The 24,900-nt window shown below is 48.6% G+C and carries 26 protein-coding genes; 10 read left to right on the top strand and 16 right to left on the bottom strand.

Translation table 11 applies throughout. From position 1 onward, the window contains the following. Positions 1-49 precede the first annotated feature (49 nt). Positions 50-808 carry a DUF481 domain-containing protein gene (locus LC084_RS05485; RefSeq protein ID WP_226570037.1) on the bottom strand — a complete coding sequence of 253 codons (759 nt, stop codon included), beginning with the start codon at positions 806-808 and terminating at the stop codon, positions 50-52. A 287-nt stretch (positions 809-1,095) separates the two neighbouring features. Between LC084_RS05485 and pfkB the strand changes: the two genes are divergently transcribed. Together pfkB and LC084_RS05475 are read left to right on the top strand one after the other, a co-directional pair. Next, entirely contained in the window at positions 1,096-2,025 is a 930-nt protein-coding gene (gene pfkB, locus LC084_RS05480; RefSeq protein ID WP_226570035.1) for a 6-phosphofructokinase II, read from the top strand. Between the two features lie 157 nt (positions 2,026-2,182). After that, positions 2,183-3,043 (top strand): fructosamine kinase family protein, encoded by an 861-nt coding sequence (locus tag LC084_RS05475; protein WP_226570033.1) that lies wholly within the window; start codon positions 2,183-2,185, stop codon positions 3,041-3,043. A gap of 8 nt (positions 3,044-3,051) precedes the next feature. On the opposite strand, the gene LC084_RS05470 is transcribed toward LC084_RS05475, so the two are convergent. Further along, positions 3,052-3,588 (bottom strand): YniB family protein, encoded by a 537-nt coding sequence (locus LC084_RS05470; RefSeq protein ID WP_226570031.1) that lies wholly within the window; start codon positions 3,586-3,588, stop codon positions 3,052-3,054. A 166-nt stretch (positions 3,589-3,754) separates the two neighbouring features. Between LC084_RS05470 and hxpB the strand changes: the two genes are divergently transcribed. From hxpB to LC084_RS05450, 4 genes are all read left to right on the top strand, one after another. Continuing rightward, positions 3,755-4,420 (top strand): hexitol phosphatase HxpB, encoded by a 666-nt coding sequence (hxpB, locus tag LC084_RS05465; RefSeq protein ID WP_226570030.1) that lies wholly within the window; start codon positions 3,755-3,757, stop codon positions 4,418-4,420. A gap of 96 nt (positions 4,421-4,516) precedes the next feature. Continuing rightward, positions 4,517-5,278, top strand: coding sequence for a 2-dehydro-3-deoxy-D-gluconate 5-dehydrogenase KduD (gene kduD, locus LC084_RS05460; protein WP_226570028.1), 762 nt, complete (start codon positions 4,517-4,519; stop codon positions 5,276-5,278). 105 nt (positions 5,279-5,383) lie between these two features. Then, entirely contained in the window at positions 5,384-5,974 is a 591-nt protein-coding gene (locus LC084_RS05455) for a metal-dependent hydrolase (RefSeq protein ID WP_226570026.1), read from the top strand. A gap of 121 nt (positions 5,975-6,095) precedes the next feature. Further along, on the top strand, positions 6,096-7,487 hold the full coding sequence (locus LC084_RS05450; protein ID WP_226570024.1) for an L-cystine transporter: 1,392 nt from the start codon (positions 6,096-6,098) through the stop codon (positions 7,485-7,487). A 100-nt stretch (positions 7,488-7,587) separates the two neighbouring features. Here LC084_RS05450 and cedA read toward each other — a convergent pair whose 3' ends face one another. Then, positions 7,588-7,821, bottom strand: a complete 234-nt coding sequence (gene cedA / locus LC084_RS05445) for a cell division activator CedA (protein WP_226570022.1) — start codon at positions 7,819-7,821, stop codon at positions 7,588-7,590. 194 nt (positions 7,822-8,015) lie between these two features. Beyond that, a complete protein-coding gene (gene osmE, locus LC084_RS05440) occupies positions 8,016-8,354 on the bottom strand; it encodes an osmotically-inducible lipoprotein OsmE (RefSeq protein ID WP_226570020.1) in 339 nt (112 codons plus the stop codon). A gap of 258 nt (positions 8,355-8,612) precedes the next feature. Here osmE and nadE point away from each other — a divergent pair, with 258 nt between their 5' ends. Further along, a complete protein-coding gene (nadE, locus tag LC084_RS05435) occupies positions 8,613-9,437 on the top strand; it encodes an ammonia-dependent NAD(+) synthetase (protein WP_226570018.1) in 825 nt (274 codons plus the stop codon). A gap of 126 nt (positions 9,438-9,563) precedes the next feature. Further along, positions 9,564-10,505 (top strand): aromatic amino acid DMT transporter YddG, encoded by a 942-nt coding sequence (gene yddG / locus LC084_RS05430; RefSeq protein ID WP_226570017.1) that lies wholly within the window; start codon positions 9,564-9,566, stop codon positions 10,503-10,505. A gap of 45 nt (positions 10,506-10,550) precedes the next feature. Here yddG and LC084_RS05425 read toward each other — a convergent pair whose 3' ends face one another. From LC084_RS05425 to LC084_RS05390, 8 genes are all read right to left on the bottom strand, one after another. Then, on the bottom strand, positions 10,551-11,099 hold the full coding sequence (locus tag LC084_RS05425) for a HutD family protein (RefSeq protein ID WP_226570015.1): 549 nt from the start codon (positions 11,097-11,099) through the stop codon (positions 10,551-10,553). Positions 11,100-11,544: 445 nt separating this feature from the next. After that, positions 11,545-11,841, bottom strand: coding sequence for a YfcZ/YiiS family protein (locus LC084_RS05420; RefSeq protein ID WP_226570013.1), 297 nt, complete (start codon positions 11,839-11,841; stop codon positions 11,545-11,547). Between the two features lie 419 nt (positions 11,842-12,260). Beyond that, a complete protein-coding gene (gene spy, locus LC084_RS05415; protein WP_226570012.1) occupies positions 12,261-12,755 on the bottom strand; it encodes an ATP-independent periplasmic protein-refolding chaperone Spy in 495 nt (164 codons plus the stop codon). Between the two features lie 399 nt (positions 12,756-13,154). Then, positions 13,155-14,141, bottom strand: coding sequence for a succinylglutamate desuccinylase (gene astE / locus LC084_RS05410; protein ID WP_226570011.1), 987 nt, complete (start codon positions 14,139-14,141; stop codon positions 13,155-13,157). A 21-nt stretch (positions 14,142-14,162) separates the two neighbouring features. Further along, positions 14,163-15,491: an N-succinylarginine dihydrolase gene (gene astB, locus LC084_RS05405; RefSeq protein ID WP_226570009.1), complete on the bottom strand. Its 1,329-nt coding sequence runs from the start codon at positions 15,489-15,491 to the stop codon at positions 14,163-14,165. After that, the gene (gene astD / locus LC084_RS05400; RefSeq protein WP_226570007.1) at positions 15,488-16,969 is read right to left on the bottom strand and encodes a succinylglutamate-semialdehyde dehydrogenase; all 1,482 of its coding nucleotides are present in this window, start codon (positions 16,967-16,969) and stop codon (positions 15,488-15,490) included. The genes astB and astD overlap by 4 nt, the downstream gene beginning before the upstream one ends. Further along, positions 16,969-18,000 (bottom strand): arginine N-succinyltransferase, encoded by a 1,032-nt coding sequence (gene astA / locus LC084_RS05395; protein WP_226570006.1) that lies wholly within the window; start codon positions 17,998-18,000, stop codon positions 16,969-16,971. The genes astD and astA overlap by 1 nt, the downstream gene beginning before the upstream one ends. Further along, the gene (locus LC084_RS05390; protein WP_226570004.1) at positions 17,997-19,217 is read right to left on the bottom strand and encodes an aspartate aminotransferase family protein; all 1,221 of its coding nucleotides are present in this window, start codon (positions 19,215-19,217) and stop codon (positions 17,997-17,999) included. Before LC084_RS05390 ends, astA begins: the two co-directional genes overlap by 4 nt. A 427-nt stretch (positions 19,218-19,644) precedes the next feature. Here LC084_RS05390 and xthA point away from each other — a divergent pair, with 427 nt between their 5' ends. Both xthA and LC084_RS05380 read left to right on the top strand, forming a co-directional pair. Then, entirely contained in the window at positions 19,645-20,451 is an 807-nt protein-coding gene (gene xthA, locus LC084_RS05385) for an exodeoxyribonuclease III (RefSeq protein ID WP_226570002.1), read from the top strand. A gap of 36 nt (positions 20,452-20,487) precedes the next feature. Continuing rightward, positions 20,488-20,904, top strand: a complete 417-nt coding sequence (locus tag LC084_RS05380) for a pyrimidine (deoxy)nucleoside triphosphate diphosphatase (RefSeq protein WP_226570000.1) — start codon at positions 20,488-20,490, stop codon at positions 20,902-20,904. Here LC084_RS05380 and LC084_RS05375 read toward each other — a convergent pair. The 4 genes from LC084_RS05375 to LC084_RS05360 form a co-directional block, all read right to left on the bottom strand. Next, positions 20,861-21,142 carry a YnjH family protein gene (locus LC084_RS05375; RefSeq protein WP_226569998.1) on the bottom strand — a complete coding sequence of 94 codons (282 nt, stop codon included), beginning with the start codon at positions 21,140-21,142 and terminating at the stop codon, positions 20,861-20,863. The genes LC084_RS05380 and LC084_RS05375 overlap by 44 nt on opposite strands. Then, positions 21,063-23,036, bottom strand: a complete 1,974-nt coding sequence (locus LC084_RS05370) for a DNA topoisomerase III (protein WP_226569997.1) — start codon at positions 23,034-23,036, stop codon at positions 21,063-21,065. The genes LC084_RS05375 and LC084_RS05370 overlap by 80 nt, the downstream gene beginning before the upstream one ends. A gap of 3 nt (positions 23,037-23,039) precedes the next feature. Beyond that, positions 23,040-24,083, bottom strand: coding sequence for a selenide, water dikinase SelD (selD, locus tag LC084_RS05365; RefSeq protein ID WP_226569995.1), 1,044 nt, complete (start codon positions 24,081-24,083; stop codon positions 23,040-23,042). Positions 24,084-24,201: 118 nt separating this feature from the next. Continuing rightward, the gene (locus LC084_RS05360; protein WP_226569993.1) at positions 24,202-24,753 is read right to left on the bottom strand and encodes an NAD(P)H nitroreductase; all 552 of its coding nucleotides are present in this window, start codon (positions 24,751-24,753) and stop codon (positions 24,202-24,204) included. Between the last annotated feature and the right edge of the window lie 147 nt (positions 24,754-24,900).

Genomic DNA, 24,900 nt, shown 5'->3' with positions numbered 1-24,900 from the left:
AAAAATAGAAAAAAATAAAAAAACGGGCCGATATAACCGGCCCACTGATTTACATTTTATAACCCAATGTCACTGACGTTTTGGTATCAGTGTGATCAGGTGCCGTTGAAGGCGGATTAGAGTTCCAGGTCACGTTATATGCCACTTTCAGAGAAAAGTGGGAGTTAATCGCAACTTCCAGCCCCGTTTCTGAGTTGACAGTTGTGTCATCGCTGCCCAGAACCGAGACCCCCTGGATAAACTTAGCATTGTCAGTAAACTGCCAAGAGTAAGATCCGGCAGCATAGCCTAATGCCTGGGTTTTATCCGTGCCATCCGTATACTCGTCGTAACGGATACCAGGACCGAATTCCAGCCGTAAACTATGAACAGGGCCATTCAGGATTTGACGACCGTAACCAGCCGTAAGCACATCACGTTCGTGGTAGCCATTATAACGGTCTGTTAGCCAGCTGGCCTGACCAAACAGATAGTCTCTGCTTGTCATATTATACCGGCTACGCCCACCGATTGCGTACTTCTCAGAAGAGCGCTCATCGTTGGAAGACGTATTATTCGCAGTGCCCCACAAAGACCATGCGGTAGAGGTTTGGTACCAGGTTAACGTGCTGTCAGCCGTTAAAGAAGAGTTGCGAGTGTTACCTGTCTGCGCCAGGTAACCTGCATTAACAGATCCTTCAAACGGTTGTTTTGCCGTAGAAGGGTCATCCATGACAGTAAAAACAGAATCATCTGCGCTGGCAATATGGCTAACCAGCATTCCCCCTGCCAGCAAAACCGCTGCAGGTACTGTCTTAAAAAGCTTCATTATAATGTCCGCACAACAAAAAAAGAGACCACAAAGGTCCCGGAAACTTTCCCGAGGATCAATGAATTATGGGCCGGGGAAAGGTTACAAATTATAAAAATCTCCGAATAACATAGCAATAAATTCTTATTTCATTTTTTGAATAAGGCGTGTCTTAAAAAGAGATTATGCTTATATATAAAGCCACGCAGTCTTTTACAATTCTATCGATAAATCATTGAGTTATTTTGAGCGCAGGTTTTAAGGTAGTGCTACCCTTTAGGAGAAACTGCAACAGGAGGAAAAAAGTGAACATTTATACACTGACGCTGGCCCCTTCTTTGGATAGTGCAACCAGCACCAATCAAATCTATCCTGAAGGTAAATTACGTTGTAGCGCCCCAGTGTTTGAGCCAGGAGGCGGCGGTATTAATGTGGCACGTGCCATCAACCATTTGGGAGGAAACGCGACAGCTATTTTTCCAGCAGGTGGAGCGACAGGTGAACACCTGTGCCACTTGTTAAAGGATGATGATGTGGCAGTGATTTCGGTTCCTGCTCAAGAATGGACCCGGCAGAATCTGCACGTTCATATAGACACCAGTGGTGAACAGTACCGTTTTGTGATGCCAGGGGCTGCGCTCAGCAACGCTGAATGCCAGCAGCTGGCGAATAAAATTAAAACAATTCCTGGTGATTCACTGCTGGTTATTAGCGGCAGTTTACCGCCAGGAACAGATACTGACTATTTATGCAGCCTGATTCACCTGGCTCAGAAACAAAATATTCGTTGCATTATAGACAGTTCCGGCGATGCACTCAGTGCTGCTCTGGAGGTTGGTAATATTGCACTGGTTAAGCCTAATCAGAAAGAATTAAGTGCGCTGGTCAAACATCCTCTCAACCAACCTGATGACGTTCGTCTTGCAGCACAAGAAATTATTCAAAGTGGCAAAGCACAAAACGTAGTTGTCTCACTGGGCCCACAAGGTGCGATGGGTATCAACCGTGATACCAGTGTTCAGGTGGTTCCACCACCAGTTCGCAGTCAAAGCACTGTAGGTGCGGGCGACAGCATGGTTGGTGCGATCACACTAAAATTGGCAGCAGGGGCCGGTCTGGAAGATATGGTGCGTTATGGTGTCGCAGCAGGTAGCGCAGCCACATTAAACCAAGGGACACGCCTGTGTTCATTTGAAAATACAGAGAAAATTTACCGTTACCTATTGCAAAATTAAGTGACGCAATTTTCACAAGGGTAACCATTATTCTCTTCAGGCCACATAATAGCCGATGCTTTATGTGGCCTTGCCGCTCAGATGTGCGTTGTATCGCCTTTTAATTGCAATAAATACGCTAACTTTATGATCTATCGGACGACACGGGAGAGATGCTATGTGGCAGGCCATCAGTCGTTTACTCCAGGACCCACTGGGTGAATCCACGTTCGAAGACCAGCGCTCCCTTCCAGGAGGTGAGGTACACAGTGCATGGCACGCCAGGTATGCAGGCCATGATTTGTTTATTAAATGTGATGACCGGGCGTTATTACCGCAGTTCACTGCTGAAGCCGATCAATTACTGTTATTAGCCCGCAGCCAGACAGTAAATGTTCCACAGGTGTGGGCTGTAGGCAGCGATCGCGAGCAAAGCTTTTTAGTTCTGGATTACCTCCCTCCCAAACCATTTGATGCACACAATGCATTTCTATTGGGCCAACAGTTGGCAAGGCTTCATCAATGGAGCGAACAACTACAGTTCGGGCTGGATTACGACAACCATCTCGCCACCACACCACAGCCCAATACCTGGCAACGGCGCTGGTCAACATTTTTTGCAGAACAACGTATTGGCTGGCAACTTGAGCTGTCAGCCGAAAAAGGGATAACGTTTGGGAATATCGATGTAATCGTTGAAAGAGTTCGTCAGCGTCTTTCTTCACACCAACCTGCACCATCGTTACTTCATGGTGATTTGTGGTCTGGTAACTGTGCGGTAGGGCCCAACGGGCCTTATATCTTCGACCCGGCCTGTTACTGGGGCGACAGGGAGTGTGACCTGGCAATGCTTCCTCTGCACCCAGAACAACCTGCGCAAATTTATGATGGCTACCAGTCAGTGTGTCCCCTTCCCGTCGATTTTATTGAACGACAGCCCATCTACCAACTGTATACATTACTGAACCGGGCCAGGTTATTTGGTGGCCAGCATCTGTCTGTAGCTCAACAGGCTCTGGAACAGATGTTGGCGGATTAACCTATAAATCATATATAGCCAAGTAGGGAGAAAAAGACATAACCAATCACAATGACAATGACGGGCAATATATATAACGGGAAAAACTGCAGAAGGATGGTATGGTGCGGCACAATAATTTTTGCTTCCAGAGAATCTTTACTGAGCCCGCCATCTCCTTTTGCTTTCTCCAGAATCAATTGGTCTTCAAGCCCTTCGCGAATAAAACGCACCTGCCGGCTCATTCGTGCACCGGAGGCCTGTAGCGCCATACCGACAAAAACCAGCACAAAGATAACCCAGAACAACACATTGAGTTGGTGAGCAAAATCTGGCGATGGTGAGTTATACCAAAAGAAGTTCAAAAATGGCGTGTTAAACCGAACCATGTCTATCATGACATGCGCAAAATCAGACATCACTGCATTAATGCCCGCTTTTTTTTCACTGTGTTGATCCATGAACTTCAGCAGCGAAATCAACGTAGAGATAACAGCAGGAATAAATATCACCCATCCTGCAATGCGTTTTACAATCGCCAGGCGTCCAGCTTGTTGGTAAGTCATTTGTTCCCCTCACCAGCTTCCGTACTGAAAGCTGAAGTATTCACGTTACGTCATCAATTCTATCCAGACAGCCAAATTATGCCTGTTTTTTTTGATGCTCTCATCCAGGGCCATGAATTATATGTTACTTTTCAGGGAAAACGTATCGTAAAAGGAGTAATGGCATATGTCTGGTGTAACCGGAACCCTTGCAGCAATATTTGACATGGACGGATTACTGATAGATTCAGAGCCTTTATGGGATCAGGCTGAACTGGAGGTGATCGCTTCTCTGGGTGTGGATACTACACGTCGCCATGAACTCCCGGACTTACTGGGGTTGCGAATTGATGTGGTTGTTGACCTTTGGTACGCACAACAACCCTGGAAAGGCGTATCTCGCGAAGCTGTGACACAACAAATTATACGCCGGGCCATTAATCTGGTTGAAGAAACCCGCCCATTGTTGCCTGGTGTGCAAGAAGCGCTGGATTTATGCCAAAACCTTGGACTGAAGATTGGTCTGGCTTCAGCATCCCCATTGCATATGCTAGAGCAAGTATTAGAAATGTTTTCATTGCGGCCCTACTTTTCCACACTGGCTTCTGCCGAACATCTGCCCTGGAGCAAGCCACATCCACAGGTTTACCTCAATGCAGCAGAGCAATTGGGCATAGCCCCACCTAACTGTGTCACCCTGGAAGACTCAGTTAATGGGATGATTGCCACAAAAGCAGCCCGCATGCGTTCAATTGTCGTACCCGCCAGGGAAAATATTGGTAACCCCCGCTGGGTACTGGCCGATACTTGCCTGGAGAGCCTTAAAGAATTGACTGTCGCGCACCTCAAATAAAAAAACAAAACGTAGTTTCATTTTATTTGAATTAAGCTTTTGCCCGATCTATGCTGTGTAGGTATAACGACCTGCACAGCATAATCCGAGGTAAATATGATATTGAACGAATTTAACCTGGCTGGGAAAGTCGCCATGGTAACTGGCTGTGATACGGGCCTGGGTCAGGGAATGGCGCTGGCACTAGCAGAAGCCGGGTGCGATATAATCAGCGTCAACCGTAAAATCCCTCATGAAACAGCCAGTCAAGTCCTTGCGCTGGGCAGACGTTTTCTGGCATTACAGGCAGACCTTAGCAGCCAGGAGCCTATCCCCGGTCTGGTTCAGCAAGCTGTCAACGAAATGGGCCATCTGGATATTCTGGTCAATAATGCTGGGATGATTCGCCGCAATGATGCCATCGACTTCAGCGAAAAAGACTGGGACGATGTCATCAACCTGAACCTCAAATCAGTTTTCTTTCTTTCTCAGGCCGTTGCACGGCAATTTATTGCGCAAGGCTCGGGCGGGAAAATCATTAACATTGCCTCTATGCTCTCTTTTCAAGGAGGCATCCGTGTTCCTTCTTATACCGCGTCCAAAAGTGGTGTGCTGGGATTAACTCGCTTGATGGCAAACGAATGGGCCGCACTCGGAATAAATGTAAATGCTATTGCTCCGGGTTATATGGCAACCAACAATACTCAGCAGCTACGCGATGATGAAGCACGCAACCAGGCCATTGTGGAAAGAATCCCCGCAGGCCGATGGGGTACACCTCAGGACCTGAAAGGCCCTGTTGTATTTCTGGCCTCAGCCGCTTCTGATTATATCAATGGTTATACACTGGCCGTGGATGGTGGCTGGCTAGCACGATAATTAACCACTTGAGGTGATATTGACAAAGTGTTACAACGTCACCTCTTTCTCCTACTGTATAAAAACCCTATACTGGATGAATTGACAGTTATACCGGGTTTTATCATGACGGCCGAAGGTCACCTGCTCTTTTCTATTGCCTGTGCCGTGTTTGCAAAAAACGCGCAACTGACACCTGTTCTCACCGATGGTGACTGGTGGCATGTCGTACCTGCAGCAGTGTTGACCTGTTTATTGCCAGATATTGACCACCCAAAGTCATTTCTCGGCCAACGTCTTAGTTGGTTATCAAAACCTATCGCCCGGGCCTTCGGCCACCGCGGATTTACTCACAGTTTGTTAGCGGTATTCATTACCCTGGCATTGTTTTACTTAAAAGTTCCCCAGAGCTGGATTATCCCGGCCGATGTACTGCAAGGTATGGTGATAGGTTACCTCAGCCATATTCTCGCGGATATGCTTACTCCGGCAGGGGTTCCGCTATTGTGGCCGTGCCGCTGGCGTTTTTGCCTGCCAGTCATTCGCCCACAAAAGGGCAACCAGCTTGAACGCGTACTCTGTATAGCTTTGTTCAGCTTTGCATTATGGATGCCGCAGTCATTACAGGAAAACAGCGCTGTTCGCTGGTCATCGCAAACAATTAATACGTTGCAAAGCACATTTTATCGCTACGTAATGCCACACAAAGAAGAATAATTCGCCAACAAACTAACAAAAAACATAATAAATAGCTTTTAGTTATAATCAGTAGCGATCTTCATCTGCTATTCTGCACACGATCCCAGATAGGGGTAAAAATAGAATCAGGAGAATGGAGATGAATCTTCCGCTTGTAGCAAACCTTATTGTGTTTGTTATTTTGCTCATGGGGCTTGCCACAACCCGCAAAACGAACTGGAGTCTGGCCAAGAAAGTCTTATTGGGGTTGGTACTGGGGGTATTTTTTGGCCTTGGGTTGCAGCTAATTTATGGCGACAGCAGCCCGGTACTGAGACAATCTGTACAGTGGTTCAACATTGTGGGTAATGGCTATGTCCAGTTACTGCAGATGATTGTGATGCCGCTGGTGTTTGCTTCTATTCTCAGCGCGGTTGCGCGCCTGCATAATGCGTCATCCCTCGGTAAGATAAGCGTGTTGACGATAGGCACCCTGCTGTTTACCACACTGATTGCTGCACTGGTTGGGATTATGGTAACCAACCTGTTTGGTCTCACTGCAGAAGGCCTGGTTCAGGGTGCGGCTGAAAGTACCCGTCTAACCACACTGGAAACCCAGTATATAGGTAAAGTGTCCGACCTCAGTGTGCCACAATTATTACTTTCGTTTATCCCCAAAAACCCTTTTGCTGACCTGACTGGTGCCAACCCGACGTCCATTATCAGCGTTGTAATTTTTGCTGTATTTTTAGGTATGGCGGCCCTGAAACTTCTTGCCGATGATAAATCAAAAGGTGAGCGGGTTATTGCTGGTATTGATGTGCTGCAAAGTTGGGTCATGAAACTGGTGCGCCTCGTTATGCAACTGACGCCTTATGGTGTTCTGGCTCTAATGACAAAAGTCGTTGCCGGGTCAAACATGCAGGACATTATCAAACTGGGGAGCTTTGTTATCGCATCTTACCTGGGGCTCGCCATTATGTTTGTTGTACATAGCATTGTGTTGAGCATTGTGGGTGTCAGCCCAGTGAAATATTTCCGTAAAGTGTGGCCTGTGCTGACTTTTGCATTCACCAGTCGCTCTAGCGCGGCGTCCATTCCACTGAATGTTGAGGCGCAAACGCGTCGGCTGGGTGTCCCAGAATCTATTGCTACATTTGCTGCCTCTTTTGGGGCAACGATTGGTCAGAATGGTTGTGCGGGCCTGTACCCGGCTATGCTTGCGGTGATGGTCGCGCCAACTGTCGGCATCAACCCCATGGACCCTGTATGGATTGCCACGCTCGCAGGGATTGTGACTCTTAGCTCAGCAGGTGTTGCTGGTGTCGGGGGCGGAGCCACATTTGCCGCTCTGATTGTATTACCTGCGATGGGGCTGCCAGTAACCCTGGTCGCACTTCTTATTTCAGTTGAGCCGTTAATAGATATGGGGAGAACCGCACTGAATGTAAATGGTGCTATGACTGCCGGTACAGTAACCAGCCAACTAATGAAGCAAACAGAGACTACCCGCTTGCACAGTGATGATGACGCTGAACTGGCACAACTTTAAGTGCCGAATAACAAGCTGAACCATTAATAACGAGTCAAACCGCCGCCGAATCTGGTGGCGGTTACAGATACTTGCAGGAACAGTAACAATCCCTGCCGACTTAAATATCATTTTCCTGCCGTACCTGGTTTGCCCAACGCTGAGCCGATTCAGGTAACGTGAAAACGGGGGAACGTTGGAAACTGTTTCCCACCAGTACAAAAGCGACATAGTTGCCACGCAATAAATAGACATCCTTGAACCCCTCAACACGCCATGCATGATCAGGTGGGGCGGGCTCTACACGCGGTTTATAAGTAATAATCGCTTTATTGGGGTGACGAAATGTTTTCATAACGGAAAATACAATAAAACACGTTAACAGTGGCAACCATAATAACGGATTTTTTCTTACAGTGCTTTCTCTGAAAATGGCGACTTCAGCATTCTCAATCACATCAGCAAGTATCTTTGGCGGGAAATGCCAAAAAACATCACGAAATCTGTTTTTTGGCATTTGAGACACAGAACTGACGGCACCGGAACAGTTTATTTATGGGTCTGTGGATCTGAGTCATATTCAGCACAGGTTTGATACCCAGAATTCATGACATGACCGGTATCATCCAACGCCACAAAATAGGTTTCCATTTGCCCATCACGCTTACCCAGAATGTATGTCTGGCAAGTACCACGGGCATGAATCATGGTGACCTCTGAAGAGGGTTTACCTGCAATCTGGCTTACCTGCTCACGTGTCATACCTTTTTTGACATCTTTCACAACAGGCTCAGTGAATTGATCTTTTGCTCTGTCGTAAGTAGTACAACCAGCCAGAACTGCCAGTGCCGCCGCTACCGTGACTAACCCTGTTACATTTTTATTCATCTTATATCCTCCTTTCATTCAATGCGGTTCCAGTCAAGCCTGGTTGACTGAGCCCGGTTTTTCAACCTCATAGCGGAAATTGAACCACTTTAAGACTATTCTTTTCCAGGGGAATTTGCATAAAACTGCTTTAATTTCCAGCACTCAGAGGTTTTTACTATTGAACACGGCTTGTTGTTTCCATGGCAAAGCGGTAGTTTTACCATATCTATTTTTTGCCACCAGGCCTTATCAGGCTCGCTGATCGGAGAGGCTCAAATGACTCTGCAACAAGAAATTATTCAGGCATTAGGCGTACAACCACAAATCGATGCTCAGCAGGAAGTTCGGCGTAGCGTTGACTTTCTCAAAGCATACCTCTTGCGTTACCCCTTTTTAAAAAGCCTGGTTCTGGGCCTGAGTGGTGGCCAGGATTCCACACTCACGGGCACACTTTGCCAAATGGCCATTCGTGAATTGCGCGAAGAAACTGGCGACAACAGCTACCAGTTTATCGCAGTTCGCCTGCCTTATGGTGTCCAGGCTGATGAACAGGATTGCCAGGATGCTATCAACTTTATTCAGCCAGACCGTGTATTAACAGTGAATATCAAAGCTGCCGTACTGGCGAGCGAACAAACGTTGAAAGATGCTGGTATTACACTGAGTGATTTTGTTCGCGGAAACGAAAAAGCGCGTGAGCGCATGAAAGCACAGTACAGTATTGCAGGCATGAGCCATGGTGTTGTTGTCGGAACCGATCATGCAGCAGAAGCGGTCACTGGTTTCTTCACCAAATACGGCGATGGTGGTACCGATATCAACCCTATTTTCCGGTTGAATAAGCGCCAGGGTAAGCAACTGCTGAAATTACTGGGTTGCCCGGAGCATTTATATATCAAAGCACCAACGGCAGACCTGGAAGATAACCGCCCTTCTCTGCCCGATGAAGCCGCTCTGGGTGTGACATACGCACAAATTGACGATTACCTGGAAGGGAAAACACTCGACCATGCAGTCAGCCAAATTATTGAAGGCTGGTATGTTAAAACCGAGCACAAACGCCGACCACCAATTACTGTATTCGATGATTTCTGGAAATAAGCGCCTTCCATGATTAGCGTTTTTCAGCAGGTGCAGGCGGTCGAACCAGAACGATAACGTCTTTTTGTTCCAGCAGATATTTCTTCTCTTATCACGGTCTGGAAACAGGCCGTTCTTCCTTTCAGGATGTCGACTATGCCGCGTTTAACTGGCTCCCAGGCCACGGTTGCCGGGCTGCTGGCTATATTACTCTGGAGTACTTCGGTTGGGTTGCTGCGCAGTATTAGTGAAGCACTTGGCCCCACTGGAGGTGCTGCACTTATCTATACTGTAAGCGCGATTTGCCTGGTTATCAGTAACAGGCGCGCATTGTCTTCACTGGTACTGTCATGGCGAATGCTGGCCGCAGGAACACTTTTTGTGCTGTATGAAATCAGCCTTGCGCTGGCTGTTGGCCTTGCCAGTACACGCACACAAGCGCTTGAAATGGGCATGATTAATTACTTGTGGCCTGGCTTGACGTTGCTGTTTGCACTGTATATTAACCAGCAACGTGCACAGTGGTTTATTGCCCCTGGTTTATTACTGGCTCTTGGTGGTGTAATACAAGTTATGCGGGGTGATACGGACTGGAGCCCGGCGATGCTGTTACATAACCTGGCGGGTAACCCGGTCGCCTATGGGCTGGCGTTTGGTGCAGCGATTATCTGGGCGCTCTATTGTAACCTTACGCGACGCTGGTCTGATGGGCAAAATCCTGTGCCGCTTTTTTTCTGCACCACGGCATTGGTATTATGGGTGAAATATCTACTTTTTCCACAACCACCCATGCATATCAATACAGGAACAACACTCGAGCTGTTGTTTATGGGGGTTTCTACCGCAGTCGCCTATTCTGCCTGGAACCATGGGTTGCAACATGGCAACCTGACATTACTGGCTACGGCATCTTATTTCACGCCAGTGCTTTCCGCGTTTATTGCTTCACTATGGCTGGGGCTGACACCTGGATGGGGTTTCTGGCAAGGGGTATTTTTGGTCGTGGCGGGCTCATTGTTGTGCTGGCTGGCAACTCGCAGAGCCTCAGCCACATCGAAGTTTGCTTCTGTACCACCAGCCAAAGAATAAGACTAATGGCACCGGTTTTAATGCCGGTGCCATCTGCTTGCATCGCTAAAGGTAGGTAATCTCGCTATAAAGCAATGTGCCAGTATTTTGCAATAATCTGACTGTATGCAGACCATCTTCCCACCAGGCACCTTGATCGGGACGTAATAATTTGTCGCCGAACTGCCATTCCCCACTCAGTACGTAAGCTATTCCTCCCCGCGTACCCAGTGTGGTGAAGGTCCTGTCGGCTATATATGTTCGTGCCTTGCAACGTGACCGCTGTGTAATCAGGTTAAAGTTCATCGACATCACGCCCTGGGTTAACTCCGCATAAACCGGTTTATCTCCAGGGAAAAAAAATGGCTGATGGCGTTTTAATACATGGCTGGAGTTCCCCACACCATCGAGCAATACTTCTCCGCCTTCCAGCAATGTAATCGCCCGGTCCACATCGTCAAAGGAGGCAAACTCACCGCTACTGGCCAGTGAAGCAATACTTGCTCGCCAGTTAAAATAGCCTGAATCCGGAGGGAAACAACAGATTTCCCTTGATTCACCCGCGCCATTGCGCCACAAGTTAACCGGGAGTTTGCTCAGTTCGAAAAATTCCATTGTGACTCCTGGAGCCTGCGGCCATTCTTAGCCGGCTCTCATACCCACCATCAAAAACACGTAATGAAACGTGAAAAATCCCCTGAACCCCAGGTATAGCCGCTTCTGGCACCAAGTACTGCGCATATTCTCGCATTCCCCAGAGCCGTATTAACTGGCATACAAAATTGCTACTGGCTTAGTCAGGGCCTGCTTTATTGTGCTATTAACATGGTAAAGGGAGGTACAGGATTGATATACCCAACCACCATGCATGCTGTGTCGCAAATATATGAGAATATCTATAAAAAATCTGCTGGCAATAGGCACTATAAATCAGTGCTGTTTTTTTGGACGTTGGCGGCGTAAAAACACGATCTGGGGCAAACTCTGGGATGGAAAGGAAAGGGAAAAGAGTGGAGCGCAAACCACAGGAATGAAGTTTCCCCCACCCTGTGGCAAAGAATTAACGAGTACCTAACTGAAAAATCAGCGTTTCAGCCTGGCAGCTGAATACAAAGCTCATATCAAGTTGGTAAACATCGCCCGCCTGAGCTAAATCAGCGGAAATCTGGCAAGGCTCAGATTCGATACCCCGAGCTTTCGCTGTTAGTGACTCCTGCGCAGCAAGAGCTTCCTCTTTTGTCGCAAATTGTTTGCTGTAAGTTGCGATGCAATCTGCATTGTCGAGAATGGTGCCGACATCCATGCAGCCGCAGGTCTCTTTTTCACGTGTTGACGTGTTATCACAGGTTGTTTTCATCTGCTATTCCATGGTTATTGTTGATACAACATGCCAGATGCTAAAAAGGTTAGAACTTGAAAGCCTACTGGCATATAAGCATGGTGATAGTATAAACCGTAATGCCTTTCAGTGTAGATTGACCAGGATCATAATAACCAGCGATCGCATACAATTATCCCGCGCTTTTTTTTGATCCTGGTTATGCCGACATGTTTTGCTAATGACTTTACAAAAATAAAAGTGATGGAAAAATAAGAATCATCCGCCGATAAATGGAAAGAACCGCCATCCATGCTCACCGCTACTGATTTGATGAGCAAAAATGACGGTTCTGAATAGGTTCAGACTTAGATATTATATGGTGTATCGCACGATTTGTGTCTTGCCGTAGTAACACCACTGTTAATCCAGTTTATCTGTTGAGCAGATAAATCTGATTATTCACCTGCTGGTGGAGGAGGCATTTTACCTTCTGCCGGGCCTTTATCTTTAAGATGCTTCTCAAAATTGGCATTAAATTGTTTTTTCTGCTCAGGCGTCAGAATGTTGTACATCTTGTTTTGCGTTTCCATACGAGCCAGCATACGCTGTTTGTTCTGCTCGGCCATTTTGTCAACCTGAGCCTGTGCTTTCGCACTATCGAATGTATCACTGGCAATGATGTCATGCATTGCCTGACGCTCTTCCACTGACGGGCGTTTCATTTCTTCGCGTTGCGCTTTCATGATGTCGCGGATTTGCTGTTTCTGAACATCTGACAGATTCAGTCCACGGAACATCATCCCTTCAGGACCACCAGGGTGACCACGGTGGTGCTTCATCATTGGACGGCCATTATCTGATGTCTGTGCAGAGGTATCATTAGCGTGGGCCAGATTAGCTGCGCCGAGGGCCAGACCAGATGCTACTAAAATCGCAGTTAACTTACGCATATATTATCCTTTCTTTATAGAACAAACCCGAATTTACGGATTCATTTAAATAGGCAACAACGTTCTGTTGCGTTGACGAAAATAATTCTACGCACTAATTCGTCAACAAACCAAAGCGAGAGTAAAGCCGTGAAAGGATAAAAAACAAAAACAAGCCAATTATGATGTAAATAAGGAGAATTAGTGAGGATATATTTAAATCATAGGAAAGAATTCATAATTGAGTATTAATTTAGCATAGAGAAAAAGCATATTCATTGATTTATTTATTCACACCACATTCGTGAGCCAGAATAGCGCTCAATAGCTTACGCATAACATCTGGTTGTGTTGAAGCAACAATGGCTAAGCGGTGTGACTGCACCATCCATGGCGCATAAAAGCAGACCAGGCAAAAACTTACCCATACGGATGGGGTATTTCGGCCAGCATTAACCCTGCACGAAGCCCTGGTGCAACTAACCGGTTAGGGAATAGCACATATTCTGTGTCTTGCTGAACCACCTGTTTATGGTTGCCATCCTCCGCCAATAATGTTCCCTGGCGGAATGGCGTGAAGTTTAATGTGTCATCAGGAATATGCAGGATAAAATCATCTCCTGTTCTTGTCAGTTGCTGGCACACCTTGTAACAGCGCAGAACAGATTTTCCGCTGTCTTGCACAGATACAGGGCCATTGGCTAACAGTTGCGTCAGTGCGAAACGTGTAGCTGAAAATGCGTTCAGATCATTCTGTCCAAATGGCATTGCCTTGCCCAGTTCCATGGTGCAACTGAGGGCATCAAAATATTGCGCCGTAAAATGTGTGAAAGTCCCGCCTGGTGTCTGGTGGAAAACCAATGCTTCCAGACCAGCCTCTTCCTGCCACTGTAGAAAAGCAGAAGGCCAGGCGGCATTACGGGCAGGTAAAACCCCAAACCGGGAATGCAATGAACCACGAATTGCCGTATGCATATCGAGATGCCAGCGCGTGGGTGGGCTACCAGAAAAAAAATCGCTGACAACCTGTTCAAGCTGAGCCGCCCGTTCACGCTCAATTCCTTGATCAATCGTTTTCCAACGCCCCCCAAACAGGCGGTTAAGATCACACGCCTGGTAACGCTTGCCCGTTTGCAAGGCTTTAGGGTTACCCAACACAACCAGCACATCCCAGCATAAATCCATGTCACCACGCCACAAAGCGTCCAGCACTTGCGATAAAATTTCCACTGGCGCAGTTTCATTTCCATGGATACCCGCAGACAGCACTAAAGATTGCTCAACCTGGCTGTGGGGTGTTAACCGGAGCACGCCCTGCGCCAGCCATTTCCAGTCAAACCCAGGGCCTTCACCTTCAGTTTGCGCGGGCACGAAATCTGCCAGTGTCTTTTGTACAAAATCATCCATTTTTACATCTTCCTGTGGGAGTTATTGCTGGAATGGATAAATAGCCCCAAGGTTAAGTATCCGGGTCAGTTCATCAAGTGCACTCTGCCCCTCCAGTAACAATTGAGGGTCCACCAAATCTGCCTGACACAGCCGGTCACGATACCAACGATCAACCCACTCATTTAGAACTGTAAACAACGTATCATTCATCATTACTGCTGGGTTGACTGCCTGATATTCCGCTTCCGTCAAAACCACACGCAGGCGCAGGCAAGCTGGGCCACCGCCATTAGCCATACTTTCCCGCAAATCGAAAACTTGCAGCATCTCAACCGGGTTATCTTCCGCCAGCAGGAGATTCAGATACTGCCAAACACCCTCATGCTCACGCGCTTCCTGGGGTAAAACCAGAGTCATCGTACCCGATTCGTTACTGAGCAGTTGGCTGTTAAAGAGATAGGTATTTACCGCATCAGCAACGGATACATCACGGGAAGGTACAACCAGCGGGCAAAAACCCGGAACACGCTCATGAAGCGTGTTAAGCAAAACCTGTTGGTCGACAAACGCCTCTTCATGGCAAAACAACACCTGTTTATTACTGACCGCAATCACATCATTGTGAAAGACCCCCTGGTCAATTACCGCAGGGTTTTGTTGAGCGAAAAGTAACGACTGAGGCTTAACCTGATTGAGCCTGGCTACCGCCTGGCTGGCCTCCAGTGTCTGTCTGGCCGGGTAACGGGAAGGAGCCAGTCCATCCATATTACCAACACGCCCATAAACAAAGAGCTGCAGGCCCGGCTCACCATAAGAACCGCCGAAGCGATTATGGTTTGCTGCCCCTTCATCGCCAAATAACCCTACCTGTGGCAGCGCCTCATGAACAGCAAAATACTGCCCGGAAGCAAAGATAGCCCGCAGGGTTCTTTCTGTTTGCAGTGCTTCACATGCCCGGTGAAACTTATTATTCAAGTTGGCAACAGTAAAATGAACCCGGTTATCCAGTGCATCGGCGGAAGGGCAGACAGTCGCAGCATTTGCTACCCACATAGATGATGCTGAACTCACCGCAGACAACAGATCTGGCGAATGCTTCCACACTTTGGCCAATACCTCACTATCACTCCCGGTAAAACCAAGCTGGCGTAATGCCGGGATATTGGGCCGGGCTTGCGGCGGAATCACGCCTTGCCAAAACCCGGCATCAGCCAACGTTTTCATTTTAAGCAGACTTTGTTTGGCGGCGAGTTTAGGGTTAGACACCTGGTACTGGTGGCGCGTGGATGCTTCATTCCCAAATGACAGGCCAGCATAATGGTGAGTCAGCCCAGGTAATCCATCAAAATTTGCTTCACGTACTCTCATGCTTGCAGCTCTCCGGCACTAAAATCCAACCCGGGGTTGAGTGTTTCAGGCATTAATAAACTATCACTTTCCAATGAAGCCACAGGCCATGCACAGTAATCTGCGGCATACCAGGCACCGGGGCGGTGATTTCCCGATGCACCAACACCACCAAAGGGTGCACTACTGGCTGCGCCAGTTAGCGGTTTGTTCCAGTTAACAATACCGGCACGCGCCTCTACCAGTAATCGGTCAAATAGCGCACGCTCTGGTGAAATCAGTCCACATGCCAGGCCAAAGCGTGTCTGGTTAGCCAAGGCAATGGCCTCAGAAAATGTGTCATAACGCCATACAGTCAACAACGGGCCAAACACTTCTTCATCGGGTACCTGACTGGCGGCATTGACCTGAACGATTCCCGGGGTTATCAGTGAGGTTCCTGTTTCAAGACAACGAGGTGTCAGTAACGGTTTACCACCTCGAGCAAGATGCCCCTGCCAGGCGTCTAATACATGTTGCGCTGCATGGGATGAAACTAACCCCCCCATAAAGGGCTGTGGCTCATCGTCCCACGCACCGGGTTGAATACGGCCCGCAACTTCCACCAGCCGAGATAAAAAATCATCCCCTGCCTTGCCATTTTTTACCAACAAGCGGCGAGCACAAGTACAACGTTGACCGGCAGTAATAAAAGCCGACTGGATAGTGATATGCACAGCCGCGTCTATATCGACAGGCGCGTCTACTATCAGAGGATTATTCCCCCCCATTTCCAGCGCTAAAATTTTGTCAGGCTGCCCGGCGAATTGCCGGTGCAGTTGGAAACCCGTACCTGAGCTTCCGGTAAACAGCAATCCATCCAGTTCTGGGTGTGCAGCCAGTGCCTGCCCAGTTTCCCGGCCTCCTTGTAGCAGATTGATAACACCTGCCGGGATACCAGCTAACTCCCATAACCGCATAACACTCTCGCCCGTGCCCGGCGTCTGCTCACTGGGTTTAAAAACCACCGTATTCCCAGCCAATAATGCAGGAATGATATGGCCGTTAGGCAGGTGACCGGGGAAATTATAGGGTCCAAAAACGGCCAGAACACCATGGGGACGATGGCGTAATGAAGCAGAACCATCAGCCATCGGTGACACCTGCTCACCCGTTCGCTGGTGATACGCTTTAACAGATATAGCCAGCTTATTGATCATCGCCGTCACTTCTGTCGCCGCTTCCCAACGGGGTTTGCCTGTTTCGCGGGCAATGGTTGCAGTAAGCCTGGTTTTGTGTTGTTCCAGTAACCCGACGAAAACTTCAATGATTTCCTGGCGTTCAGCCAGCGTAAGACGAGCCCAACCGGGAAATGCATCACGTGCAGCCTGGCAGGCCTGTTCGACCTGGTGGCTGTCGGCACTGCGGCCCTGCCATAATAAATCCCGGTTTACAGGATCGTGTTTTTCCATAGCACTTGCGTTACCAGATAACCACACACCATTAATCCACTGTGTCATTATTTTGTCTCCTCCGGGCATAGCTGCACCAGGCGTACAGTACCGCCCTCTTGGCATTTCAGCGCATCGGCTGTTGCTGTATCGATTACCAGGCATGATGCCTGCGGGTCTGCATGCACTAATGTTGCACGGTAATTTTCGTAATCTTCATTTGCCACAAGGCACACTGGCCATGAAGCATGAGGAGCTTCACCAATTTTTACGGTAAGTTGCCGGCTTTCGGCCACAGCCCGAATAGCATCCAGGTCACACTCCAGGGTTGGGCCACCATCGAAAATATCGACATAGTTTTGGTAACGAAAACCTTCTTTTTCCAACACGCGGCGGGCTGGTGCCGTCTGCGGATGCACCTCTCCAATAACCGCACGCGCTTGCTCAGAGAGAAAGTCGGTATAAATGGGGTGTTTGGGCATTAACTCGGCAATAAATGCTTTCTGGCCGGTCCCGCACAAGTAATCAGCACGAGAAAAAGGCATCGAGAAAAAGCGCTGGCCCAGGCTTTCCCAAAACGGTGAGAACCCCTGTTCATCAATGACGCCCCGCATTTCTGCGACCACTTTATTACTGAACGCGTCTTTGAAAGCAGCCATAAATAAGAAGCGGGATTTTGAAAGCAGGTAACCATTTGAAGAATGACGCCAGTCCGGATCCAAAAAGAGTGTACACAGTTCACTGCTGCCGGTGTGATCATTACTGAGGAACAGCGTGGGTAACGCATTATAAATATCCAGTTCTTTTGAAGCATGAACCAACGTTCCCACCCGGTAATTATACCAAGGCTCAGCCAGCCCAACGGCAACTTCAATAGCGCATATACCTGCTATCTGGCCTTTTTGGGTATCTTCCAGAACAAACACATACCCCTGTTCAGCGCGAGGTAATACACCAGCCCAGGTATCTACAGAGCGTGCAATACGGGTGCGCAGTGTATCGGCATCTTCAGGCAGCGAAGTCAGTCCCCCCCCTGTTTTGCTGGCAAGGTGCAATAACCCGGCCAAATCATCATGCCTGACCGGACGAATGACCATCATAACGCGCCCTCCGCAATCAAGGCTTCACAGGCGCGTTGCAATCGATTAAGTCCTTCGCGAATATCTTCTTCGGGGATATTCAGGGCGGGAGCAAAGCGTACAACACCCGCTCCGGCAATCAGAATCATTACGCCTTCCTGCGCCGCACGCTGTGAAATCAGTTTGGCTTTCCCGGCATGCGCTTCATTCAGTTCGCAACCAATCAGCAACCCCATACCACGAATATCGCGAAACAGCCCAAGGTGGTGATTGAGTTCATCAAGTTGGGCAACAAACAGAGCATTACGATGCTTCACACCATCAAGCATTTCAGGGGTATTGATGAGGGAGAATGCACACCCGGCAACAGCACCAGCCAGCGCATTACCACCATAGGTAGTACCATGCGTGCCGGGTGTAAAGTGTGTAGCAATCCGTGCAGTGGTTAACATTGCACCAATCGGGAAGCCTCCCCCGAGCGCTTTAGCCGTAGTCAAAATATCAGGCACCACACCATAATGCTGGTAAGCGTACAAATCTCCAGTTCGGCCGACACCCGTTTGAACCTCATCGAATATCAGCAGTGCATTAAACTGGTCACACAATGTACGCAAACCTTGCAGGAAAGCTGGTGAAGCCGGGATTACCCCGCCTTCTCCCTGGATTGGCTCAACAATGACCGCACAGGTTTTTTCACTCATCACCGCACGGACTGACTCGAGATCGTTAAATGTCACATGGTCAATATGCGGGGGAAGCGGCGCAAAATCCCGTGAATAAGCCGGTTGCCCACCCGCAGACACAGTGAACAATGTACGGCCATGAAACGCATTATTGAACGCAATAATCTGGCTTTTCTCACTATTTGCCTGGTCATGGGCATATTTACGTGCCAGTTTCATTGCAGCTTCATTGGCTTCAGCACCGGAGTTACAGAAAAAAACCTTATCTGCAAAGGTGGCTTCGGTTATCTGGCGTGCAAGCTGCAAAATAGGCTCGTTAGTATAGCCATTGCCGGTATGCCATAATTTCTCAGCCTGGGTTGCAAGTGCATCCCTCAAGGCTGGATGTGCATGGCCCAGCGCATTAACAGCAATACCCCCAGCGAAATCAATATATTCATTACCCTGCTGATCCCACAGACGTGAACCTTCAGCTCGCACCGGTATAAAAGGTGCCGGAGCATAGACAGGAACCATAAACTCATCGAATTGTTCCCGAGTAACTTGCTGAACCATAATTACGCCTGCCTTAGTTAATCAAATGTTTTATTTATGTAAAAAAAGAATTACTGATAACTAATGTAGATTGCAGGGAACGTGCCAGCCAATAGCAAAAAGTGAATAACTCATTTTCGTAAACCAAAAATCAATAAGTTACAAAGCTTTCTATTCACTTATTTTGCATAAAAAGTGAATAAATTTACATTAGACCGCCAGTTGCAAGATAAAAAAAAGAAAATATATGCATGTATAAAAGATCATGCTGATTCTGTGATCAGGAGCGGAATATATTCACCCCAAATGCGCATTTTCAGTGCATTGTGCACCAATCAAGAGCAAAAACCTTTCACACCAACAGCAGTAACTGTCAGGAATGAAGAGCACAACTACAGGTTTTCTGTTAACATCCCGTTTTTAATTTGTTTCAGGGTGGAGCAGAGCGATGAAATTTATCTCTTTTAATATCAATGGATTGCGTGCAAGACCACATCAACTGGAAGCCATCGTGGCACAACATCAGCCAGATGTGATAGGGCTGCAGGAAACCAAAGTACATGACGATATGTTTCCGCTCGAAGATGTAGCAAAGCTGGGTTATCACGTGTTTTACCACGGCCAGAAAGGCCACTATGGTGTAGCACTGCTAACTAAAGCAGAACCTCTGGCGGTGCGACGTGGCTTTCCTGGCGATGAGGAAGATGCGCAACGTCGCCTTATCATGGCGGATATCCCAACCGCACTGGGAACACTGACTGTCATTAACGGCTATTTTCCACAAGGTGAAAGCCGTGAGCACCCAGTGAAATTCCCGGCAAAGCAACGGTTCTACGCTGACCTCCAGGATTACCTGACAACCTCTCTGAGTAACACCAATCCAGTGCTGATTATGGGCGATATGAACATCAGCCCGACCGATAACGATATCGGTATTGGCGAAGACAGCCGTAAGCGCTGGTTACGCACAGGCAAATGTTCATTCTTGCCAGAAGAGCGCGAATGGATGGCACGCCTGCTTGATTGGGGCCTGGTGGACACTTTCCGGGCTGCACACCCGGAAACGCAGGACAAATTTTCGTGGTTTGATTACCGTTCTCGGGGTTTTGACGAAAACCGTGGTCTGCGCATCGATTTATTATTGGCAAGTGAGCCACTGGCAAGCCGGTGTACTGGTGTGGGGATTGATTACGAAATTCGCTCAATGGAAAAACCCAGCGATCATGCACCTGTGTGGGCCGAGTTTTCACTCTGAGGTAACAGTCAGTAAAACATTCTTGGGGAGATACATATGGATATGATTGAAGTTGTTGCAGCCATTATCGTGAACAATGGCAAATTGTTACTTGCACAACGCCCTCCCCAAGGAGACCAGGCAGGGCTGTGGGAATTTCCTGGCGGGAAAATGGAATCGGGTGAAACACAGCAACAAGCTCTGTGCCGGGAGCTGAATGAAGAATTGGGTATAGATGTACACCCTGAAAGTTATATAACCAGCCACAGCCACCCGGTCAATGGGCGGGTGATTAACCTTCACGGCTGGTTTGTCCCCACTTTTATTGGCACCCCGGATAACCGGCACCATACTGCGCTGGTATGGGTTACCCCTCAGGAAGCCTGCCAGTACCCAATGGCACCGGCAGATGTCCCTTTACTTAACGCTTTTATGGCTTCACCCGCCGCCACATCAGCGGGTTTGTTCCCATAACCCGGTCATCACGCTGGCACTGCAGCAGAACCCCTTCCATTTTAATCACCGCACCTTCCGAATAGTTTTGGTTCTGGTAGATACAGCACTGATTACACGGTGGAGTTTGTTGTTGCCCTTGAGTGGTAAAGACCTCAGCAGGGACATTTACTTGCACGTCAGGCTGCCGGTTTTGGGCTCCCGCCGCCAGGCTTACGCCCAGCACGAGGCTTACGGCGAACAGATGTTTTATTACCATGTTTCCCCTCTGTTTTCCCACTTGTGGCGTTCTGCGTAGACCGAATACCCCGAAATTGTGAAGGCTGAGCAGAGCGCGCCTGTTCAATAAGTTGATGTAAGGTTGCAACCAGTGGTTGCATAAAATCCTGATAACGGCACTGCTTCTCACTGATCTGTGTCAGCACAGACTCCCAGTGTGCGGTCATATCAGGGCGTCCGGCACTTTCAGGCAGCGAATGAATTAGCGCGCACCCGGCAGGCGTTGCATGTATATAGCGCCCTTTTTTCTCCAGAAAACTACGCCGAAACAACAACTCAATGATACCTGCGCGAGTTGCCTCTGTCCCTAAACCATCAGTTGCACGAAGAATTTTCTTCAGGTCTTTATCCTGCACAAAACGCGCGATACCGGTCATAGCAGAGAGTAATGTGGCATCAGTGAAGTGACGTGGAGGTTGCGTTTGCCGCTCCACAACTTCACCTGATTCACAGAGCAATGAGTCACCTTCACTCACCACAGGTAACGGCATGCCATCGTTTTCTTCATCACGCTCTTTGCCACCCAGCAATACTCGCCAACCCGCATCCGCCAGGAAACGGGCTTTGGCGATAAACTTGCCGCCCGCAATGTCGAGTTCAATAACACACTTGCGGTACCAGGCGTCAGCACAGAACTGCATAAGGTATTGCCGGGCTATCAATGTATAAACATTAGCTTCATTTTCAGAAAGCTTCACGGAGGCAGTACGAGCCGTTGGGATAATGGCATGGTGGGCATCCACTTTTTTATCATCCCAACAACGGTTACGCCGTTCTGGATCCACTGCGGGCTGGGGGAGTAGCGCAGGAGCATGAACACCTATTGCCTTCAGCACCGAATGGCGGCCAGCAAAATGTTCCTCCGGCAAGTAACGGCTATCAGAACGCGGGTAAGTAATCAGTTTGTGGGTTTCATAAAGTTTCTGGCAAATATCCAACACATTTTGGGCACTTAATCCAAAACGTTTTGCCGCTTCAATCTGTAAAGCGGAAAGTGAAAACGGCAACGGCGCCGTTTCAGATTCGCGTTTATCACTGTAGCCAGTAACCAGCGCGGGCTTCCCTGTGATTCGTGCGACAACATGTTCGGCCAGTGGGCGATGTAGCAACCGCCCTTCTTCATCCTGCCAGGGCTCACAAGATTCGCTGGGTTGCCAGATAGCAATAAAGCGCTCATCCTGGGCGGTCACGATGTGCGCCCTTACTTCAAAGAAATCCTTTGGAACAAAATTGGCTATTTCTTCATCACGCCGCACCACCAGCCCCAATACTGGCGTTTGTACTCGCCCCACAGACAGCACACCTTTAAACCCGGCTCGCTGCCCTACCAGAGTCCAGGCGCGGGTCATATTAATGCCATAAAGCCAGTCCGCTCGCGAGCGTGCCAGTGCGGACACACACAGTGGGACAAACTCGCTGTTATCACGTAATCGCCCTATAGCTCGCTCAACCGCCTGAGGGTTAAGGTCATTGATCAGACAACGTTTAACTTCACGACGTTTTTGTGGTGCGAGTTGCAGGTAATCGAGAACTTCGTCTACCAACAGTTGCCCTTCCCGGTCCGGGTCACCTGCATGAATCACTTCGCTGGCTTCACCCAGCAACCGCTCCACAACTTTTAATTGCCGGGCAGAAGCCGCACGAGGCCGGAGTTGCCACTTTTCCGGAACAATAGGTAAATCCCCAAGGTTCCAGCGAGAAAACCGCGTGTCATAACCATCAGGTTCTGCCTGCTCCAATAAGTGACCAATGCACCAGGTCACCGTCTGGTTATCCCCACAGGCAATAAAACCATCACCTTTGCGATGTGGCTTTGGCAAAACATCGGCAATAGCACGCCCAAGGCTGGGTTTTTCTGCAATAAACAGCCGCATAAATTACCGGATCTCAATCATAGGGCGCCCGGCTCGTGCGGTTTTCAGTTCACCAATCGCCTGTAGTGTGATGCCGTGCTGTTCAGCAACAGCAGTTACCTCAGATTCTGCCTGTGGGCTGACGGCAAGCAACAAACCACCAGAAGTTTGTGGATCACACAGCAAATTACGCCATGCTGCTGGCATTTCACCCATTAAGTGCCCATAGCTGGCGAAGTTACGGTCAGTGCCGCCAGGCACACAACCCTGCGCGATATATTCCTCCACCCCGGGTAAGGTTGGCACCTGGCTGTATACTAATTCTGCCTGAACACCTGCCCCCTGGCACATTTCGCTTAAATGCCCCAGCAAGCCAAAACCGGTTACGTCAGTCATAGCTTTTACCCCATCCAGCGCGGCAAAATCTGCACCTGCTTTGTTCATCCGGCACATGACTTCGGTGGCAAGACCAACATGCTCAGTTTTTAACAGACCTTTTTTCTCTGCCGTTGTCAGCACACCAATCCCCAGAGGTTTGGTTAGATATAATTGGCAACCCGCAATGGCGGTTGAGTTTTGTTTCACGCGTTCGGTTGGGACCACACCAGTAACAGCCAGCCCAAAGATAGGTTCAGGTGCATCAATTGAATGCCCACCCGCCAGTGCAATACCGGCTTCCCTGCAGGCAAACCGCCCACCATCAACCACCTGTGCAGCAATTTCCGGAGCCAGTGTATTAATGGGCCAGCCAAGAATGGCAATAGCCATAATAGGTTTACCACCCATGGCATAAATATCACTAATGGCGTTCGTAGCAGCTATGCGACCAAAATCAAAAGGGTTATCAACAATGGGCATGAAAAAATCAGTGGTACTGATTATGCAGGTTCCGTTACCCAGGTCATAAACGGCGGCATCATCGCGGGTTTCATTACCGACCAACAATTGCGGGTCGCAAAATTTTTCCTGCTCCGAATGAAGGATTGTTTCCAGAACTTTTGGCGAGATTTTACACCCACAACCAGCACCATGGCTGTATTGCGTTAAACGAATAGGTTTTTCACTCATGGAGAACCTCCTGTCAGTCTCTTTGCCCGCTATGGTAACGATTCTCTGACAGAGAGGTAAGTATGACTGTCTGAATAATTACAAATTTGCTTATCTATCAGACAGTCATAACAATAACTCAGAAATGTCGGACAAAATTTGTCATATCTGGAGTCGCAACCGTTGAGGCCGCTTTTAACTGTGGTGTACCTAAGTACAAGAAACCAACAATTTTATCCTGCTCGCGGCAGGACATTGCTTCACGTACCTGTTGGTGCTCAGTCCATGAACCTGTTCTCCAGATACCGTTGTACCCTTGTGCCACTGCAGCCATCTGCATTGCCATAACAGCACAGCCAGCAGACATTTCTTGCTCCCAAACGGGCACTTTGGGGTGCACTTCGCAATGTGCGATAACAGTGATAATCAGCGGTGCCCGAAACGGCGCATTCTTTGCTTTGTCTACTGCTTTTTCATCCATATTTTCTGCCAGTGCAGCCTGTTCGAGCAGAGAACTGAAGCGGTCACGCCCCTCACCCTCAATCAGCACAAAACGCCACGGTTGAAGAGCGCCATGGTCGGGTGCTCGCATCCCGGCGCGTAATATTTGTGTCAGCGCATCACCTTGCGGTGCAGGCTCTGCCAGCCGTGAAGCGCTACGGCGGTTAACCAGTAATTCCAGTGCGTCCATCTGTTAGCTCCTGTGTTAATTTTTATTCACAAAATTAACACAGCAACAGGTTTTGTTACAGCGTCCGCCGCGATTCATGCTGACAACTGCGCAAGAGCTATTTAGGATAACCACACTGTGCGGTGCAGCACTGAATCCGAACCAGGC

Source organism: Mangrovibacter yixingensis, from assembly GCF_020523985.1.
Taxonomy (GTDB): Bacteria; Pseudomonadota; Gammaproteobacteria; order Enterobacterales; family Enterobacteriaceae; genus Mangrovibacter; species Mangrovibacter yixingensis.
The sequence above is the reverse complement of the archived record's forward strand: the minus strand, read 5'-3'. Positions and strand labels throughout refer to the sequence as shown.